The sequence below is a fragment of the Comamonas sp. MYb21 genome, assembly GCF_037479395.1.
Taxonomy (GTDB): Bacteria; Pseudomonadota; Gammaproteobacteria; order Burkholderiales; family Burkholderiaceae_C; genus Comamonas.
In genome coordinates this window covers 108,211-126,272 of sequence record NZ_JBBGZC010000009.1, presented here as the reverse complement: position 1 = coordinate 126,272, position 18,062 = coordinate 108,211, and the positions used below count along the sequence as shown (strand labels likewise).

At 65.7% G+C, this 18,062-nt stretch carries 16 protein-coding genes; 5 read left to right on the top strand and 11 right to left on the bottom strand.

The window, feature by feature from the left end; all coding sequences use genetic code 11:
• Nucleotides 1-4: 4 nt before the first annotated feature.
• The gene (locus tag WH367_RS14680) at nucleotides 5-958 is read right to left on the bottom strand and encodes a Bug family tripartite tricarboxylate transporter substrate binding protein (protein WP_339536662.1); all 954 of its coding nucleotides are present in this window, start codon (nucleotides 956-958) and stop codon (nucleotides 5-7) included.
• Between the two features lie 188 nt (nucleotides 959-1,146).
• Nucleotides 1,147-2,451, bottom strand: a complete 1,305-nt coding sequence (locus WH367_RS14675) for a Glu/Leu/Phe/Val family dehydrogenase (protein ID WP_339536661.1) — start codon at nucleotides 2,449-2,451, stop codon at nucleotides 1,147-1,149.
• A 208-nt stretch (nucleotides 2,452-2,659) separates the two neighbouring features.
• On the opposite strand from WH367_RS14675, the gene WH367_RS14670 reads away from it, so the two are divergent.
• Entirely contained in the window at nucleotides 2,660-3,442 is a 783-nt protein-coding gene (locus tag WH367_RS14670) for a fumarylacetoacetate hydrolase family protein (protein WP_339536660.1), read from the top strand.
• Between the two features lie 97 nt (nucleotides 3,443-3,539).
• On the opposite strand, the gene catC is transcribed toward WH367_RS14670, so the two are convergent.
• From catC to WH367_RS14625, 9 genes are all read right to left on the bottom strand, one after another.
• Nucleotides 3,540-3,824, bottom strand: a complete 285-nt coding sequence (catC, locus tag WH367_RS14665) for a muconolactone Delta-isomerase (protein ID WP_021026843.1) — start codon at nucleotides 3,822-3,824, stop codon at nucleotides 3,540-3,542.
• A 221-nt stretch (nucleotides 3,825-4,045) separates the two neighbouring features.
• On the bottom strand, nucleotides 4,046-4,810 hold the full coding sequence (locus WH367_RS14660; protein WP_339516826.1) for a hypothetical protein: 765 nt from the start codon (nucleotides 4,808-4,810) through the stop codon (nucleotides 4,046-4,048).
• A gap of 9 nt (nucleotides 4,811-4,819) precedes the next feature.
• Complete coding sequence (locus tag WH367_RS14655; RefSeq protein WP_339516824.1) at nucleotides 4,820-5,692, bottom strand: YaiO family outer membrane beta-barrel protein; 873 nt, start codon at nucleotides 5,690-5,692, stop codon at nucleotides 4,820-4,822.
• A gap of 19 nt (nucleotides 5,693-5,711) precedes the next feature.
• Nucleotides 5,712-6,896 (bottom strand): non-hydrolyzing UDP-N-acetylglucosamine 2-epimerase, encoded by a 1,185-nt coding sequence (gene wecB / locus WH367_RS14650; protein WP_339536659.1) that lies wholly within the window; start codon nucleotides 6,894-6,896, stop codon nucleotides 5,712-5,714.
• A complete protein-coding gene (locus WH367_RS14645; RefSeq protein ID WP_339536658.1) occupies nucleotides 6,893-8,782 on the bottom strand; it encodes a hypothetical protein in 1,890 nt (629 codons plus the stop codon). Before WH367_RS14645 ends, wecB begins: the two co-directional genes overlap by 4 nt.
• A 10-nt stretch (nucleotides 8,783-8,792) precedes the next feature.
• Nucleotides 8,793-9,794 (bottom strand): hypothetical protein, encoded by a 1,002-nt coding sequence (locus WH367_RS14640; protein ID WP_339516820.1) that lies wholly within the window; start codon nucleotides 9,792-9,794, stop codon nucleotides 8,793-8,795.
• Nucleotides 9,791-10,744 carry a polymer-forming cytoskeletal protein gene (locus tag WH367_RS14635; RefSeq protein ID WP_339536657.1) on the bottom strand — a complete coding sequence of 318 codons (954 nt, stop codon included), beginning with the start codon at nucleotides 10,742-10,744 and terminating at the stop codon, nucleotides 9,791-9,793. The genes WH367_RS14640 and WH367_RS14635 overlap by 4 nt, the downstream gene beginning before the upstream one ends.
• Entirely contained in the window at nucleotides 10,741-12,195 is a 1,455-nt protein-coding gene (locus WH367_RS14630) for a glycosyltransferase family 2 protein (protein ID WP_339536656.1), read from the bottom strand. Before WH367_RS14630 ends, WH367_RS14635 begins: the two co-directional genes overlap by 4 nt.
• 522 nt (nucleotides 12,196-12,717) lie before the next feature.
• On the bottom strand, nucleotides 12,718-13,485 hold the full coding sequence (locus WH367_RS14625) for an enoyl-CoA hydratase (RefSeq protein ID WP_339536655.1): 768 nt from the start codon (nucleotides 13,483-13,485) through the stop codon (nucleotides 12,718-12,720).
• Nucleotides 13,486-13,834: 349 nt separating this feature from the next.
• Between WH367_RS14625 and WH367_RS14620 the strand changes: the two genes are divergently transcribed.
• The 4 genes from WH367_RS14620 to WH367_RS14605 all read left to right on the top strand — a co-directional run bounded on the left by WH367_RS14620 (nucleotide 13,835) and on the right by WH367_RS14605 (nucleotide 17,978).
• Nucleotides 13,835-14,287 (top strand): YjfI family protein, encoded by a 453-nt coding sequence (locus WH367_RS14620; protein WP_239644952.1) that lies wholly within the window; start codon nucleotides 13,835-13,837, stop codon nucleotides 14,285-14,287.
• A 40-nt stretch (nucleotides 14,288-14,327) separates the two neighbouring features.
• Nucleotides 14,328-15,032, top strand: a complete 705-nt coding sequence (locus WH367_RS14615; RefSeq protein ID WP_312988081.1) for a PspA/IM30 family protein — start codon at nucleotides 14,328-14,330, stop codon at nucleotides 15,030-15,032.
• A 93-nt stretch (nucleotides 15,033-15,125) separates the two neighbouring features.
• Nucleotides 15,126-15,809, top strand: coding sequence for a ubiquinone biosynthesis protein UbiH (locus tag WH367_RS14610; RefSeq protein ID WP_339536654.1), 684 nt, complete (start codon nucleotides 15,126-15,128; stop codon nucleotides 15,807-15,809).
• A gap of 78 nt (nucleotides 15,810-15,887) precedes the next feature.
• Nucleotides 15,888-17,978, top strand: coding sequence for a flotillin family protein (locus WH367_RS14605; RefSeq protein ID WP_312988083.1), 2,091 nt, complete (start codon nucleotides 15,888-15,890; stop codon nucleotides 17,976-17,978).
• Nucleotides 17,979-18,062 lie beyond the last annotated feature (84 nt).

Sequence of the window (18,062 nt, the reverse complement as noted above, 5' to 3'; positions counted from 1 at the left end):
AAAATCAGTCCAGGGACAGGTTGGCGGCGCGCACGATCTCGGCCCAGCGCTTGCGCTCCTGCGCGATGAAGGCGTCGTGCTCGGCCGCCGTCTCGCCGCCGGGCACACCACCCAGCTCGGCAAAGGTGCGGCGGATGTCGGCGCTTTGCAGTGCCTCATGCGCTGCCTGCTGCAGGCGGTTGACGATGGCGTCCGGCGTGCCCGCCGGGGCGAGCAGGTCAAACCAGGCGGTCACATCCATCGGCACGCCGGCCTCGCGCATCGTCGGCACATCGGGCAGCTGGGCCGAGCGCTCGCGGCTGGTGATGGCCAGCGCCCGGAACTTGCCCGACTGGATATGCGGCATCGAGCTGGGCAGGTTGTCGATCATGAAATCGATCTGCTGGCCCAGCAGGGCGGTGACGGCGGGTGCTGCGCCGCTGTGGGGCACCAGGGTCACATCCAGCCCGCTTTGCTGGCGGAACAGCTCGGTGGACATATGCGGCGACTGGCCCACGCCCGAGGTCGCGGCCGTCAGCGGCTTTTGCTTGCCCAGTGCGACGAGCTGCTGCACGTTCTGGATGGGGGAGTTGGCATGCACCACCAGGATGTTGGGCACCGAGATCACATTGGTGATGCCGCGCAGGTCGTTGGGGCCGTAGGCCAGCTTTTTGTAAAGGCTGAAATTGATGGCCACCGGGCCGATGTTGCCCATCAGCAAGGTGTAGCCATCGGGCTTGGCGCGCGCCACATAGGCGGTGCCGATGCTGCCGCCGCCGCCGGCCTTGTTCTCGACGATGACGCTGGTCTTGAGCGAGGAGCCCATCTTCTGGGCCAGCAGGCGCGCTGCGATATCGGTGGTGCCGCCGGCCGCAGCGGGCACGACGATGGTGATGGGCCGGGCCGGCCAGTCGGCCGCAAAGGCCAGCAGGGGGGAAAGCAGCAGGGCCGCAAGGGCGCGGCGGCGCGCAAAGCGCATGGCGTTGTCTCCGTATTTATCGTTAAGGGTTCACGATAGGGAGTTCCACCCAGCGGCGTGATGGGGTTTGCCTGCACCAGCGCGCATTGGGCCTTCGCACTTGCGAAAGCCATGCTTTGCGTGCGCGGAAGCAGGGCCAAAAAAAAGCGGCCCGAAGGCCGCTGATGAAGCGTGGAATAGCGCTGACTTTATGGGTACAGACCGCGTGCTTCGCGTGCGTGCAGAATGCGGCGGCAGGCGATGATGAAGGTGGCGGTACGCAGGGAGACCTTGTTCTCTTGCGCCACTTGCCACACGGCGGCAAAGGCTTCTTGCATGATGCGCACCAGACGGGCGTTGATCTCGTCCTCGCTCCAGAAGAAACTGGAGAAATCCTGCACCCATTCGAAGTAGCTCACCGTCACGCCGCCGGCGTTGGCGATCACATCGGGCAGCACCAGCACACCCTTGTCATGCAGGATGTCATCGGCTTCGGTGGTGGTGGGGCCGTTGGCGCCCTCGATCACCATCTTGGCCTTGATCTTGCCGGCATTCTTGCCGTTGATCTGGCCTTCCAGCGCAGCGGGGATCAGGATGTCGCAGTCGACGGACCAGAAGTCATCGTTGGCCATCTTGTCGGCGCCCTTGAAGCCGCCCACGCCACCGGTGTTGGCCACGTGCTCGAGCACGGCGGGCACATCCAGGCCCTTGGCGTTGAAGATGGTGCCGGTGTGGTCCTGCACGGCCACGACGATGGCGCCCGCTTCGGCAAACAGCTTGCCGGCCGTGCCGCCCACGTTACCAAAACCTTGCACCGCCACCTTGGCGCCTTGCAGGGCCAAGCCCGACAGCTTGGCAGCCTCGACGCCCACGGTGAACACGCCGCGGCCGGTGGCCTCGACACGGCCGAGCGAGCCGCCCAGATCGATGGGCTTGCCGGTGACCACGCCGGTAGCGGTGGCGCCGGTGTTCATCGAGTAGGTGTCCATCATCCAGGCCATGATCTGGCCGTTGGTGTTCACGTCCGGGGCCGGAATGTCCTTGGACGGGCCGATGAACAGGCCGATTTCGCTGGTGTAGCGGCGGGTCAGGCGTTCGAGCTCACCTTTGGACAGGGTCTTGGGATCGACACGGATACCGCCCTTGGCGCCACCGTAGGGCACGTTCACGGCGGCATTCTTGATCGACATCCAGGCCGACAGGGCCATCACTTCGGACAGCGTCACATCCTGGTGGAAGCGCACACCGCCCTTGCCTGGGCCACGGCTCAGGTTGTGCTGCACGCGGTAGCCTTCAAAGTGGGCGATCGTGCCGTTGTCCATCTCGATGGGCACATCCACGATCAGCGCGCGCTTGGGGCGCTTGAGCGTCTCGACCCAGCGGGCCAGCGAGCCCAGGTAAGGCGTGACGCGGTCGACCTGCTGCAGGTAGTTGCCCCAGGGGCCCAGGTGCTTGTGGTCGAGGTAGGAAGGCAGCGCGTGTTGTGCTGCGGCGGGAGTGCTGTTGGACGGCATACGATCCATGCGGTTGAAAAGGTCTGTACAGCTTAAATCCGCTCTATACCCTTTGTCCAAGGCCGGATGATTGGGATGGAATGCCTTTTTTGCATAACCTGGCACCGGTGCTGCTTACATGTCGCGCTTTTGCTGCGGTGACAGGGGCAGGCAGCGCTGTCCGTTACGCTATGCCGATTGGACTTTTTACACTTTCGGACCCATCGCCATGCCCTCTGCCAACACCGCTTTGACCTTCCAACCCGCTGCACTGGCCCAGGCGCTGCAGACCGCCACCTCGGCCGGCGCCGCCATCGATGCGGCCGCCTGGCCCGCCAGCCTGGCGCCTGCCGACATCATCGCCGTGCACCGTGAGCGGGCGCAGCGCTGGGGCGACGCCGCCCAAGCGCCCCAGTACTGGAAATCGGGTGGCCCCAGCCGCAGCCAGCCGCTGGGCCATGCGCCTCTGCCACCCCAAGGGGTGCACGGTGGCGGTGCCGATCTGCGTGCCACCCCGTTTTTTCTGCGCGGCGTCGAGGCGGAGATTGCGCTGCGCCTGGGCCGCGCGGTCGATGCGGACCAGGCCGCTGCGCTCGATGAGGCCAGCGCGGCCGAGCTGATCGATGCGATGGCGGTAAGCATCGAGATGGTTGATTCGCGCTGGCAGCAGCAGCTCCAGGCGCCTGCGGCCTTGAAGGCGGCGGACCTGCTCTGCCATGGCGCGCTGGTGCTGGGTGCCTGGCAGCCCTACCGCCCGGTGGACGGCAGCACGCAGCGCTGCACGGTACAGATCGGTGCGCAGCCCGCCCAGGGGTTTGAGAACAGCTACGGCCTGCAGGACCCGGCCTGGCTGCTGCCGCAGTGGCTGCGCCATGCAACGGCCCACTTTGGCAGCCTGCGCGCCGGCACCGTGGTGACCACCGGCAGCTGGTGCGGCTTGCTGCAGGCCGCAGCTGGCGATGCAGTGCGGGTGCAGTTTGACGGCATTGGCGAGCTGCGCGTGCAGCTGTAGTGCGCGCATCCACGCCAGAAAGCACAACGCACACCGTTCGCCATGGGCGAGGGTGTGCGTCGCACAGCGGGTGGCCGGCCCCTGCCAGCGCAGGCTATCAGTTCTGGGCGATGGCCGAGGGGTGCTGGGCCAGCGGCGTGACCGAGATCTTCATGTAGGGGAACAGCGGCAGCGCCTGCAGCAGGCCGTGGAGCTCGTCGTTCGATTCCACATCGAACACGCTGTAGTTCGCATACTCGCCCGCCACGCGCCAGATGTGCTTCCAGCGGCCATCGCGCTGCAGATCTTGCGAATAGGCCTTCTCGCGGGCCTTGATCTCTTGGGCCTGCTCTTGGGGCAGGTCATGGGGAATGTTCACATCCATGCGAACCAGGTACAGCATGTTTTCTCCTTGGCGGCGCCCCACCGGGCGCCATGGGTCGATCGGTTGGTCTGGGCCCTGCGGACAGGGCCACGGCGCATTGTCCGCCCAGAGGCAAGCCAACAGAGTCTCGTCGGCTAATCGTTGCTTGGGAAACTTTTTGGATTCTGGATGAGGGGTGGCCGGTGAGGTGTGGCCGGCAAGGTGTCCTCGGCTTGGCACTGCCGACTGGGCGCCCCCGGTTAGGCGCCTCCTCGCTCAGGCGCTGGCGCAAAGCTCATGAACAGGCCGTAGATGCCCAGCTGCGCCGCAATCTGGGGCAAAAAGCTGAACAGCATGTACAAGGGCAAGGTCACGAGCAGGCTGAACTGCTGGGCCAGCCAGGCGAGCGAGGCGGCCTGCAGCGGGATGCTGACAACCAGCATCAGCATGCCGGTCATCGTGGCGGCGACCTTGTGCAGCACCGGGATCGGGAAGATGTAGAGCACCAGCGCATGCACAGCCGGCAGCAGCCAGAGCATGGCCAGGCCCATGTCCAGGATGTTGTCGGCCAGCAGGCGGTTGACGTCGCTGACGGCCAGCGTGGGCAGGAACTCGTAGGACAGCAGCCCCACGATGCCCAGCAGCGCGACGATGCGCAGGCCGTAGATCAGCGGCAGGCGCTCGCGCGAGAGCACAAAGGACAGCGCCATCAGCCCCAGCGACAGCAGCGCGCCGCCCCACCACTGCCAGAGGTTGGGTGGCGGCACGTAGAAATGCGTGCGCACCACCTCGATGGGCACGCCCAGCAGCGATGTGGTCTGCACCTCCACGCCCTCGCTGCTGCCCAGGCCCAGATGCGGCCAGGCCCAGCCCAGCACATCGGCCCAGCGGTGCATCAACAGCGGCGCAGCCCACCACAGCACCAGCCAGAAGGCCAGAAGCAGCACCAGCAACTGGGCGCTGTGCTGCCAGGTCCAGATGTAGCTTCTGAGGCCCCGGTGCTGGCGGGTCATGCGCAACGACATGGCCTGGCCTTAGAAGTCGAAGAACACCGCAGCGCTCAGGCCCTTGCGGTTGTAGTAGGGGTTGCGGTAGAACTGGCCGCCGACCAGGTAGCCCCAGTCCTTGCCCAGCCACTGGCGCCATTGCAGGCTCAGCTCGGTCGACTGGAAGCCGACCTGGTCACCGGCACCGTTGGCCATGGCGCCGGTGGGCAGGTAGCCTTCCTTGCCATGGTCGATGCGGGCGGTGAAGTAGTGCTGCTTTTCGCGGCCCATGGTCAGCGCGGCAAAGCCGCGGTAGCCTTCGACCGAGCCGGGGTTGGACTTGTTGTAGACCACGCCGCCTTCGCCGACCCAGTCATTGGCCGAGTAGTAGGCCACCGACGCGGTGATGCCAGTGTCGCGGTGGATGCCGTCGCGGCTGGCCGACTTCATCAGCGCCAGGCCGGTCACCCACTGCTGGCTCTCGGTCCACTTGCGGTAGATGGCGATGTCGCCGCGGTACTTGTTCTGGAAATCGGCCGAGCCGGAGCTGGCGCCCACCGACATGTACCACCAGGGCGACAAGGTCTGCGTCAGCGACAGCGCGCCCACGGTACCGCGCTGGTCAAAGTGGCGCTGGCTGGCCAGGTCCCAGTTCAGCACGGTGCCGGGCTTGAGGCCGACATAGCCGCGCACGTACTCGTCGTTCCAGTTGCTGTTGCCGCCGGTCAGGCTGGAAAAGCCCGCGCCGATATCAACGCGGCCGCGCTGGCCGGGCTCGAAGTCTGCGGCCGGTGCTGCCGGCGCGGCGGCGGGCTCGGTGATGGGAGCTGCGGCGCTGGCGGCCGTGGTCTGGGCCATCGCGGGGGCCAGCAAGGCGGCGGCGCTCAGGGCCAGGGAGCTGCGCAGGAAGAAGGTGTTCATGGTGTTCTTGTGTTGGTTTTTAGAGGGAGGTTGGCTGCAGGTGGCGGGCAATCGCGGCGGCAATCTGCACGCCGCTGCTGCCATCGCCAAAGGGGTTGTCTACGGTGACCGGTGGCTGGCCGGGCAACTGGCCCGTGGCCAGCACATGGCTGGCGGCCGAGAGGATGCGTGCAGCCTCGGTGCCCACCAGCAGGCCGGCGCCGCAGGTGATGACTTCCGGGCGCTCGGTCACATCGCGCATCACCAGCAGTGGCTTGTGCAGCGACAGGCCTTCTTCCTGGATGCCGCCCGAATCGGTCAGCAGCAGCTGGGCCGCGTCCATGATCTCGACCATGGGCGCATAGTCCAGCGGGGCCGTCAGGCGCCAGCGGCTCTGCACCTCGGCAGCACTGGCGGCATGCACGCTGCGCACCACGTCCTGCACCAGCGGGTTCAGGTGCACCGGCCAGATCACGGCGGCATCGGGGTGTTGCTCGAGCAGGCGGGCCACCGAACGGGCGATCTCCACCATGGGCTCGCCCCAGTTCTCGCGCCGGTGCGCGGTCACCAGCACCAGCTGGCGCAGGCCGCTGTCGACAAACCACTGGTAGTCCGGGTTGGCCACCGGCTGGCCGGCAGCGCGCTGCTGGCGCACATGGCGCGCGGCCAGCAGCACGGCATCGACGACGGTGTTGCCGACCACCGCGATCTCACCGGGCACGTTTTCCTTCTCCAGGTTCTCGCGGGCCTGGCCGGTGGGGGCAAAGTGCCATTGGCTCACGCGGCCGATCAGGCTGCGGTTGATCTCTTCGGGGAAGGGCTCGGAGATGCGGCCCGAGCGCAGGCCGGCCTCGACATGGCCGACGGGGATCTGCAGGTAGGCGGCCGCGAGCGCGCCCATGGCGGCGCTGCTGGTGTCGCCATGCACCAGTGCCACGGCGGGTTGGAGGCTGGCCAGGGTGCTGCCGATGGCCGACATCAGCTCGCTCGACAGCGCCGGCAGGGTGGCGACCTCGCGCTTGAGGCGGATCACCTCCTGGGGGGCGATGCCGAAGAATTCATACAGCGGCCAGGCCATCTCCTCGTGCTGGCCGGTGTGCAGCACATGGGTGGTGATGCCGCGCTGGCGCAGTGCCAGCACCACCGGGGCCATCTTGATGATCTCGGGCCGGGTGCCCATGATGGCGGCCACGCAGAAGGGGGAGGAGGGGTGGGAGGAGCTCATGGTTGGCGATGCAGTTCAAGGCTGAGGTCTTTGCCGTCCTGCACGCGGACCAGCCAGGCGTCGTCGGTGGCTTGCACCTGGGCCTGCCCGGCGCGCACGCGCACGGCATCGTATTTTTTCTTGGGCACGGTCCAGGTCATCGTGGCCAGGGACTGGGCGTGGCTGGCGCTGAGCAGGTCGTTGTCGCCCTCGGCCGTGATGGACCACTGCACCTGGTTGCGCCGGCTGAGGAAGTCGGCCGCCTCGCCCATCGAGATGAACTGGCATTGATGGCGGTCCGCACAGGCCTGCACGCTGTCGATGTAGGCCTTCACGGCGGGCAGGTAGTCCACCGCGCCAATGGGGTGGAAATAGCTCAGGCGGATGCTGCGGGTGTGCTCGATAAAGCCCGCGACCTGCTGCAGCCACTGGCCGAACTCGGCAACCGGTATCTTCTGGAACGAGGCCTCTTCGGCCGACGCGACCTGGCCATAGGTCAGCACCGGGAAGGCCCAGGACTGGTCGACCTGGCGCGAGCCCAGCCACAGCCGCGTGGGCGGCATGCCGACGTTGGCCACCGTGTAATAGGCCTGCACGCCATGCTCGGCCATCCAGTCATAGGTCCACAGCGGGGTGTTGCCATTGGGGGCCGAGTATTCCTTGGGCTGCAGGCCCTGGTTGGCCTTGGTGACCGAGGCATTGTTCAGATCGAGAAATGGCATGAAATCGTCGGCGTTGTCGTCTGAGGCGTTGTTGCCGAAATAGTTGTGGATCCAGCCGCCATGGTTGCCGATGGTGTGGCCCTGGCTGAGTAGCTTCTGGATCATCTGCTGGGCGTCTTCGTTGTAGTCCAGGTCCATGCCCAGGCCGTCGCCCGGCTTGTTCACATCGGGGCCGGCGGTGAAGTGCAGGGACTGGTGGCCGTGGTCAAAAACACCGGCGTCCTGCAACTCGTGCAAAAAGCCGATGGCCCGGCCGTCGTCGTTGTGCCAGTTCAGCACCAGCGCGCCCATGCCATCGGGTGAGGCCAGCAGTTGCGGCTGCTGCACCAGCTGCTGGGCAAAGTAGCCCAGAAAGCCGTGCAGAAAAATACCGTCGGTGCGCTGCAGCAAATAGGTCAGCGGCAGGTTGATGAACATGGCCTGGCCCTTGCCCCAGCGGTTGACGCTGGCCACCACATCGCCATTGCTCGATTGCAGCAGGATGCGTGCGCCCTGGGGGCGGTCAGTCTTGAGCACGGTAAAGCGCTGCGAATCCTTGGTGTAGCCGGCGATGAAGCTGGGAAAGCCCGGTTCATCGACCGCCAGCTCCTCGGGGTCGATCGCGGTGAGCTTGGCAGCGGCCTTGGCATCGAGGTAGCGCCCTGGCGGTATGCCCAGCAGCTCCATCGTGGCGGGCGCGCCCCGGATCTCTTCATAGTCAGACAGCTGGTCCTTGTAGGTGTCGTAGTCGCCATAGCGCACACCCAGCATCTGCGACAGGCGCGATGTGCCCTTGCTGTAGTAGCCGCGCTCGTCCAGCATGCCACCGTCCTGCACCACCATGGCCTTGCCGCCAGCCTGCACTACGTCGATCAGGGTCTGCACCGCCGCGTCCGAGATATTGCGGTGGAAGGTATCGGGCAGGATCACCGCCTGCTGCGCAGCGGGGGCGCCATAGTGGATGCCGCGCATCCATTCGCTGATCGCCAGCGGCTTGAGCAGCACGCCGCGCTCGCGCGCCGCCTCGCTCCAGATCTGGACCTGGGGCGCATTGGCGGGCAGGCCATCGGGAACCAGCAAGCTGATGGTGGCGTAGTGCTGGCTGGCCTGCAGGCTGCGCGACTGGTGCCAGCCAATGACGGCGAGCAGGCACAGCACCACTGCGGTGGCGGCCAGCCATTTCTTCCAGCGCAAGAGCTTGTTCATGGTGTCAGCCTCAAGGGTTGGCAGCCGGGGCGGGCGCGGGCATCGTGGCCATTGCAAAAGGGCACTGGGTGCTGATTCCCGTGTGCGCCAGTGCGTGGTCAATCATTGCATCGAGCACCGTCCAGCCCACCGTGGGCTGGAAGGGCCGCAGCGATGCACGCCAGCAGGCGGCCTGGATCGGTGCGGTTTGGCGCATTTTCCATGCAACCAGGCCCCATGCATAGTGGTCTTCGCTGCGCGAGAGCCAGGCGCTGCCATGCTGGGCCAGCCACTGGGCGGTGGCGCGGTCCGATTCGGCGCGCGAAATAACGCCGGTCTGCCACAGGTAGGCGCTGGCCAGGGTGTGGGGATAAAAGCGTGGCTGGTCGTATTCGGGCAAGGCCGGTTTCCAGTCGCTGCCGCTGCGAAAACGCCGGTTGATGGCCGCTGCCAGCTGCCTGGAGGCGGGGCCGGCCTGCGCCCCTTCGGCCACGCGCAGCGCCTCGTAGACCTCGATGTTGTCCATCAGGTAGTAAAGCTCGGTGTCCAGCAAGGCTTTGTAGAGCTGGTTCTTGGGGTTGCGCAGGCGCGCGAGCAGCTGTTGGCTGCGTGCAACGGCTTGCTGGGCGGCGGCCTGCTGGCCCGGCTCCAGCCATTTCTTGTGCTGCGCCTGGTGCAGCATCTCGATCGTGGTGGCGGCCATGGAGTCGTCGGCATCGGCACCCATGCAGCTGCGCCAGGCCTTGTCGGCCGTGGGGCAAAAGCGGTCAAAGCCGCCATCCTGGCGCTGGCGCGGCAGCAGCCAGGCCAGCCACTGCTGCAGCTCGGCCTGCAGTGGCACATCCGCCTGCAGCGCGATGGTGAAGCCCTTGTTGATGAAGTAAGGATCCACGACCTGGCCGCCCAAGGTGGTGTAGTAGGCGCCATCGCCCGTCGCAAAGGCGGCCAGCGCCGGGGGCTCGGCTGGCTGCGCTGCGCCCGCCAGCTGCCAGGCCATGGCCGCCGAGGCGATCCAGAGATTGCGTGTTTTCATAGCACCACCTGTCCGGAACGTACGGCAGCCATACTGCCATAGACCCGCACACTGGCGTGCAAGGCAATGGTCCAGGCCGAGACACTGCTGGGGCAGTCCTTGTCGCCCACCTGGCTGTCGGGGCCCAGCTGCAGGCGCTTGCCGGCGCACAAGGGCCCTTCGACATAGTTGTTGCCCTTGGTCTGCAGGTCGCCCTGCACGAACACCGCGCCCTGCACACAGGCGCTCTGGGCCAGCACGGCATTGCCATGCACCTTGATATGGCCCACGACCACGGACATCTCTTCCATCAGCAGGTTGCCGGTGACCACCAGGCCGCCGCGCACAATGGTGCCGGCGGGAATGCGCAGGTCGCCTTCATGGCGCCGCTGCAGCGTCGTCAGCGGCATGCCGGTGCCCAGCTCGGGCAGCGGGAACTGCAGCGAGCGCTTGAGGGGCCAGGTAAAGATGCAGGCGGCCGAGAGGCGCAAAAAGCGCGCACCGGGCGACAGCACGATATGGCGCTCGGCGCTGGTCAGGCGGGCCAGCTGGGCCGGGCCCAGGCAGTGGATGCTCTTGGCATGCAGCACGCGCTGCACCACGCTGTTGGCCTGCAGCTCGACGACGTCGCTGGAGACAAGGGTGCGCAGCTGCGATCTGAAGCCGATCACGACCGGCACCTCGGTCCGGGCCATCAGGCGCGATTGGCCACGGGGCACCATCAGGCGCCCCTGGTCATCGTGCTGCCATTGGGCCACGCGGGGCATGGCCTCGAGCAGATCGAGCTGCTCGGCCATGCGCTGGGCGGTGTAGTCCGTGCGGCCGTTGTCCAGCGGATCGATGGCCAGCGCATCGGCATCGCTGCGCGAATACAGCTCGCGCAGCGCCGGCAGCAGCGGCAACAGGAAGACCAGGGCGGTCACGGTCAGCCACATGCTGCCAAACAGCAGGGGGTGGACGGGGGCGGTCATACACGTGCTTCAGGCAGGGAGGAGGGGGAGACGGCGGCGGCGGGGGCAGCAGCGGGCGCCTGGCGGTAGCGCACGGTCTTGTCCCATTTGAACTGGCGCTTGAACAGCTTGTCGAGCAGCAGCCCGTCGATCGTGGCCTTGGAAACCGCCACCATGCTGACGACAAAGCCCGTCAGCAGCAGCGGCAAGAGGCGCAGGCGGCGCTGGTGGCCGTCGAGGTGCACGGCAGCGGCCACTTCAAAGAAGGCGGCGAAGTTGCCCACGCAGGCAAAACCGGTGGCGATCAGCAGCATCAGCAAGGCAATGTTCACATTGGCGCCGATGCCGTAGCCGGTCACCGTCAGCACCAGGGCCAGCAGCCAGCCCACCAGCAAGATGGGCGACATCAGGAACACGCCCAAAAGTGCCACGCCGTCGACACGCTCCATCCAGCGCAGGCCCTTGCGGGTCAGCATCTCGGTGCCCAGCTTGGTCATCACCTGGTTGTGGCCCTTGGCCCAGCGGCTGATCTGGCGAAAACGCACGGCCCAGCTCTCAGGCACTTCCTCGTAGCATTCGGCGTAGCCCAGGTAGGCGGTTTGCCAGCCCTTGAGCAGCAGGCGGTAGGTCAGGTCGGTGTCCTCGGCCAGCACCTCGGGGGTCCAGCCGCCCACATCCTGCAGCGCGCTCAGGCGAATGCCGCCCACGGTGCCGCCGTACTGCGCCACCGCACCCATGTTGAAGCGGGCCTGCTGGTCGACCTGGTAGCCGCCGGAGCGCTCCAGATCCAGCAGGCGGGTGAGCAGGTTCACGCCGGCGTTCTGCGGCACCACACGGCCCATGACGGCGCCCACCTCGGGGTCGAGGAAGGGGGCGACGAGCTGCTTGATGATTTTCTTGCCCGGCAGGTAGTCGGCGTCGAACACCACGATCAGCTCGGACTCGCCCCGGGCCTGGACGATGGCGGTGGCATCGGCCAGCGCCGCGGCCTTGCCTGGAGGGCCTTCCTGGCGGTGGAACAGCTGCAGACGGCCAGGGTGGCGATCGGCATAGCTGTCGATGATCTGGCGCGTGCCATCGGTCGAGCGGTCATTGACCGGCATGATCGTCAGGCGATCGCGCGGGTAGTCCACATCCAGGAGCGCCTCGATGCAGCCCGAGATCACGGCCTCTTCGTTGTGCGCTGCAATAAAGACGGTGATGTGCGGCCAGTGCGCCTGCTCGATGCCGGCATACAGCGGGCGCTGGCGTGCGAACAGGCGGTTGAGCGTGAACGCGTAGTGGCGGAAGGTGTAGAGCGCCTCCAGCAGCACCACCACCAGCAGAGCGGCCAGGCACAGGCCCAACCCCCAGGTGGCCCAGCTGGCCTGGTAAGGCCGCAGTGGCTGTGCATGGGCCAGCACAGGCAAAAGGCCCAGGAACGCTGCGCAGAGGGCAGGGGCCTGAAAGGAGGGGGCGGAGCGCTTGGGCATGGTGATTGATAGAAAAAAATTCTCACGACTTGTGATTAGATTATATCAATCACCACAAACGCATGAATAGTGTTTCAACAAGTATCCGAGTAAAAAGTAAGTATTTATTAACGATAAAGGGAATAACTATCAACGATTTGCCAAAAGAGGGCACTGAGCAGGTTACAAATTGATGCTTGATTTGGAAGCCTTTTTTAACGATCAAATGTAAAAAATGCTGCGGCGCATCAAAATTTTATGTGTCTGGATGATGCTTTTCTTGAGGGGTCTGATGCCTACCCCATAGAAAAATGACAAGGCATGCTTGGGGCTTGGCGGCAACGCTGCGCCCTGCATCAGCGCTGGCAGCGTGGCGCAGGCCATCCGGGCGTGACGGGGCAGCGCCCAGACGCAGGCGGCTTGGGCGATGGAGGAGGGGAGGAGGGAAAACGGCGAAGGGGCTCCGCTGGGGGAGCCCCGGCTCAGCTGGCGATGCCGGCTGCTAGCAAAGTGCAATCAGGTGGTGGGGGCCTGCCGGGTGCTTCAGTGCTCGCCAAACCGGGCCATATAGGCCTGGGGCTCGCCGGTCTTGAAGGCGTTGGCAAATTCCTGCACGCTGTCTTCGATGGCCTGGTCGAGCGATTGCTTTTCCCAGGCGCGCAGCATGCGTTTTTGCTGGCGCAGCGCCTGCGGGCCGTAGCCGGCCAGCTTGTGGGCCATGTGCTCCACCTCGTCGTCGAGCCGCTGGGGCGGCACCACCTGGTCGAGCAGGCCCCACTGCAGCGCCTGCGCGGCATCGATGTTGTCGCCGGTCAGCAGCAGCCACTGCGTGCGCGCCGCGCCAATCAGCCGGGGCAGCATCGCGGCATGGATCACCGAGGGGATGCCGACCTGGACCTCGGGCATGCCGCACTGCACGCGGTTGCTGGCAATGCGGATATCGCAGGCGCAGGCCAGCTCCAGCCCGCCGCCCAGCGTCCAGCCCGGCAGGCGGGCAATTACCGGCGTGGGGAACTGGCGCGCGGCTTCGCAGACGCGGCGCAGCCGGGTGATGAAGGCAGCGGCATTGTTGGGCGTAAGCGCGCGCATTTCCTTGATATCAGCGCCCGCGACAAAGGCCTTGTCGCCGGTGCCGCGCAGCACCAGCACGCGGATGCGCGTGTCCTGCGCCAGCGTATCGAATGCCTGGGCCAGCGCTTCGAGCACCGGTGACGACAGGATATTGAGGCTGCCGGCATGGCGAATCGTCAAGGTGGCGACGCCGTTGTCTTGCAAGGCAGCGTGGGCATGGTGCAGGTCGATCAAAAGCATCTGGCCATTGTGAAGATGCCACAGGATGGGGCCGGTCCCCACAGAGACAAAACACGGTGGCAGCCCGAGAAATAGCCCTGCAGTGCTATGATTTCAAAGGAGAATTTACATGTTGAAACTATTACATGTACACATCACATGTAATGGCTGTTATCGTCATCCCATGGACCAAAAAACATCTGCCCACTACCAGCGACTGCACCGCCAACGGCTGCGGGAGCAGGGTTTGGTGAAAAAAGAGGTCTGGGTACTTCCAGAGTACAGCGCGGCCCTGCACCTGCTCGAAAAGCAGATGCGCCAGCCGCAGGCACAACCGGGTTCATTGACCATCTACCGACAGGAGGGGAGCATGGAAAGCAGCAAGCACCATTACCGCAGCATTCAGGCGCTGGCCGACGAGCTGGGCGCATCGGCGCTGGCCCGCGAGGGCAAGTTGCAGATAGAGCTACTGGAGGGGGCCGAGACCAGTGTGCTGGTCACCCTGTCCGATTTTGGCGATCTGCCCGTGCATGTGGCCCTGTCGGGTGAGCAATTGGTGGTCGAGGCCTTTTTGTGGCCCGCCAACCAGGTGCGCGATGGCGCCGGCCTCAATGCACAGATCCTGCGGCTGCAAAAGCTGTTCCCGTTCACGACGATGGCGCTGGAGCCCCTGACACGGGGTGGCGAGGGCTATGTGATGTTTGCCGCCATGCGCGCCAACAGCAGCACGGACGACATCCTGGCCGAGATCCTGATCCTGGCCGACAGCGTGATCCAGGCCACCGAGGCGCTGGCCCCCTATCTGACCCTGGCGCAGGTCTGAGCGCAGCCCGTCCCCGACCCCACAGTACAAGGAGAGCATCATGACCGTATGGAACAAGCTGGTGACTGCGCTGCGCGGCGCCGCGCACGAGGCGGGTGAAGCCGTCACCGACAGCCAGGCGCTGCGCATCCTGGACCAGGAAATCCGCGATGCCGACAACGACCTGAACAGCTCCAAGGAAGCGCTGGCCGAGATCATGGCCAAGCAAAAGCTGTCCGCCGGCAAGCTGCAGACCACGCAAGCCAAGATTGCCGAGTACGAAGGCTATGCGATGAAGGCGCTGGAGACCCAGGACGAGGCGCTGGCGCTTGAAGTCGCCGGCAAGGTCGCCCTGCTCGAAACCCAGCGTGATGAGGAAGAGGCCCAGCTGGGCGCCTTCACCCAGAGCGTGGAGCAGCTGCGCGGCGCAATCCAGACCGCGCAGTCCAATATCAAGCGGCTCAAGCAGCAGGCCGACACCGTCAAGGCCACCGAGAGCGTGCAGCGCGCCCAGGCCACGGTGGCGGGCCGCTACACCGGCTCGCAGTCGCGCGTGCAGACGGCGCTCGATTCGCTCGAACGCATCAAGCAAAAGCAGGCCGAGCGCGGCGCCCGCATGGAGAGCGCGGCCGAGCTGGCGCACAGCAGCAGCGAAGACGCGCTCGACGCCAAGCTGCGTGCCGCCGGCATCACCGCCGCTGCCGGCAATGCGCAGTCGGTGCTCGAGCGCCTCAAGGCGCAGCGCGCCGGCTCCAAGGAGGGCTGATCGCGCCCGGGGCCCTGGCTGGCCCGACCAGACACACAACAAGTGAGGAGCCGGCGCCACGCCCGCTACCGCACACCTAGAAGAGGGACTGCCATGTCGACCTTTCTGCACTATGCGCTGGGCTTTCCGACCTTCATCTTCGGCGCATTGCTGCTGTGCATGCTGCTGTACTGGCTGATCGCCCTGGTCGGCCTGGTGGAGACCGATTCGCTGGACCAATGGCTGCTGTTCGATGGCAGCGACCATGCCCATGGCGTGGAGCATTCGGTCAGCGCGCTCGCCGGTCTGCTGCTCAAGGTGGGCCTGGGCGGCATTCCGGCCACCGTCATCCTGACGGTGTTGCTGCTGCTGTCCTGGCTGGCCTCCTATGTGCTGTGCCACCTGGTGCCGATGCCCGAGGGCTGGACCCTGGTCAACTTCATCACTGGCAGCGCGCTGGCGCTGGCCGCCTTGGTGCTGGGCTTTGCCGCCACCGTCGTGGTGCTGCGGCCGCTGCGCGGCCTGGTGGCGCGCATTGCGCCGCCCGAAACGCCGCAGGTGCTGCTGGGCCGCACAGGCCTGGTGCGCAGTGGCGTCGTCAACGCCACACAAGGCTACGGCAGCGTCGATGACGGCGGCGGCGGGCTCAATGTGCAGATGCGCTCACCCGAGCGCGAGCTGCCGCGCGGCACCGAGATCGTGCTGATCGAGCACCTGCCGGCGCACAACGCCTGGCGTGTGGTCAGCAAGGCCGAGTTCGACGGCAGCGAGATACCGGGTTTGCACCCACCTGTTTGATAGGGGCGGGCCGCCCGCGCCAGTGCGGCGGGCCCGCATCGCATTTTTTTAGAAATTGATACTGATAGGGAGCTACGCATGAATTGGGGAAATCTGGAGTGGTACATCGTCGCGGGGGTGGTGATCGGCACGGTCTTCATCGTCATCCTGGGCCTGTTTGCGCTGGTCAAGGCCTTCTACATCAAGGTGCCCCAGGGCACAGCCTTGATCATCAATGACACGACCTCGCAGCCCAAGGTGAAGTTCACCGGCGGCATGGTGCTGCCGGTGATCCACAAGAAGGAGTTCATGCGCATCTCGCTGATCACCTTGGAGATTGACCGCCGTGGCAAGGAGGGCCTGATCTGCCGCGACAACATGCGGGCCGACATCACCGTGGCCTTTTACCTGCGCGTCAACGAGACCGCCGCCGACGTGCTCAAGGTGGCCAAGGCCATCGGTGTGGAGCGTGCATCGGAGAAGGGCGCTGTCAATGAGCTGTTCAATGCCAAGTTCTCCGAGGCCTTGAAGACCGTGGGCAAGCAGATCGACTTTGTCAAACTGTTCGAGAACCGCCAGGATTTCCGCGACCAGATCATCCATGTGATCGGCAATGACCTCAACGGCTATGTGCTCGAAGACGTGGCCATCGACTACCTGGAGCAGACCTCCAAGGCCTCGCTGGACCCGAACAACATCCTGGACGCCGAAGGTATCCGCAAGATCACCGAGCTGACGGCCAACCAGAACATCGTCACCAACGAGCTCGAGCGCAATGCCGAGCTGGCCGTGACCAAGAAGAACGTCGAGACCAAGGAAGCGATGCTGGCGCTCGAGCGCCAGCAGGCCGATGCCGAGGCGCGCCAGAAGCGCGAGATCGCCACCATCCAGGCGCGCGAGCAGGCCGAGACCCAGAAGGTGCAGGAAGAAGAGCGCTTGAAAGCCGAGCAGGCCCGCATCCAGACGCAGGAGCAGCTCGACATCCGCGAAGAAAACCGCCAGCGCGAAGTCGCAGTGGCGCAGCAGAACCGCGAGCGCGCGGTGGTGATCGAGATTGAAAAGGTCACCCGCGCCAAGGACCTGGAAGTGGTCTCGCGCCAGCGCGAAGTGGAGCTGCAGCGCATCGAGAAGGAAAAGGCCATCGAGGTCGAGAAGGCCAATATCGCCAATGTCATCCGCGAGCGCGTGGTGGTCGAAAAGGGCGTGGCCCAGGAAGAGGAGCGCATCAAGGAAGTGCGCGTGGTGTCCGAGGCCGAACGCATGAAGCAGGTCACCGTGCTGACTGCCCAGGCCCAGGCCGAAGAAGACATGGTGCGCCAGGTCAAGAAGGCCGAGGCCGACGAGTCGGCATCGCGCCACAAGGCGGTTGAGGTGACCACCTTGGCCCAGGCCGAGCTGGAAGCGGCGGGCAAGACCGCCGAAGCCAAGAAGAAGATGGCCGAGGCCATCGAGGTCGAGCGCGCAGCGCCGGGCCTGGCCGACGCCAAGGTGCGCGAAGTGACGGCAGCGGCCATCGAGCGCGAAGGCCTGGTGCAGGCCAAGATCATTGCCGAGAAGCTGATCGCCCAGGCGCGCGGCGAAGAGGAAAAGGGCCTGGCCGAAGTGCGTGTGATCGAGGCGCAGGCCGATGCCAACGAAAAGCTCGGCCTGGCCGATGCCAAGGTGCTGGAAGAGCGCCTGATGGCACAGGCCCGTGGTGAAGCCCAGGTGGGCAACACCAAGGCGGTGGTGACCCGCGATGTGGGCCAGTCCGAAGCCGATGTGCTGCGCGACAAGCTGTTCGCCGAGGCCAAGGGTCTGACCGAGAAGTTCACGGCGCTCGCGTCGCTGTCCGACCAGGCCCGCTCGCACGAAGAGTTCCGCATGCAGCTGGAGAAGAACTTCGAGCAGGCGCTGGCTGCGATCGAGGCGAACAAGACCGTGGCGCAGGAGCAGGCCGAGGTGCTGTCGGCGGCGCTGTCCAAGGCCAATATCGACATCGTCGGCGGCGGTGGCGACTTCTTCAACAACTTTGCCAAGGCGCTGTCGGTGGGCAAGGCGGTCGAAGGTGTCTCGGCCAAGAGCCCCATCGTGCAGGAGCTGCTGCAAAAGTTCATCGGCGGCAAGGGCCTGCCCACGGATGCACTGAGCAACCTGCTGGGCGGCGGCCAGGACAAGAAGAGCCTGCCGCCATCGGCGGCCGAGTCCTGAGTCCAGGCTTTGGCCTAGCCCGCCTGGCCCGGCGGCGCCCTGCGCGCCGCTGGGCGGGCCACTCCCATCGCAGGCCCCAGCCCC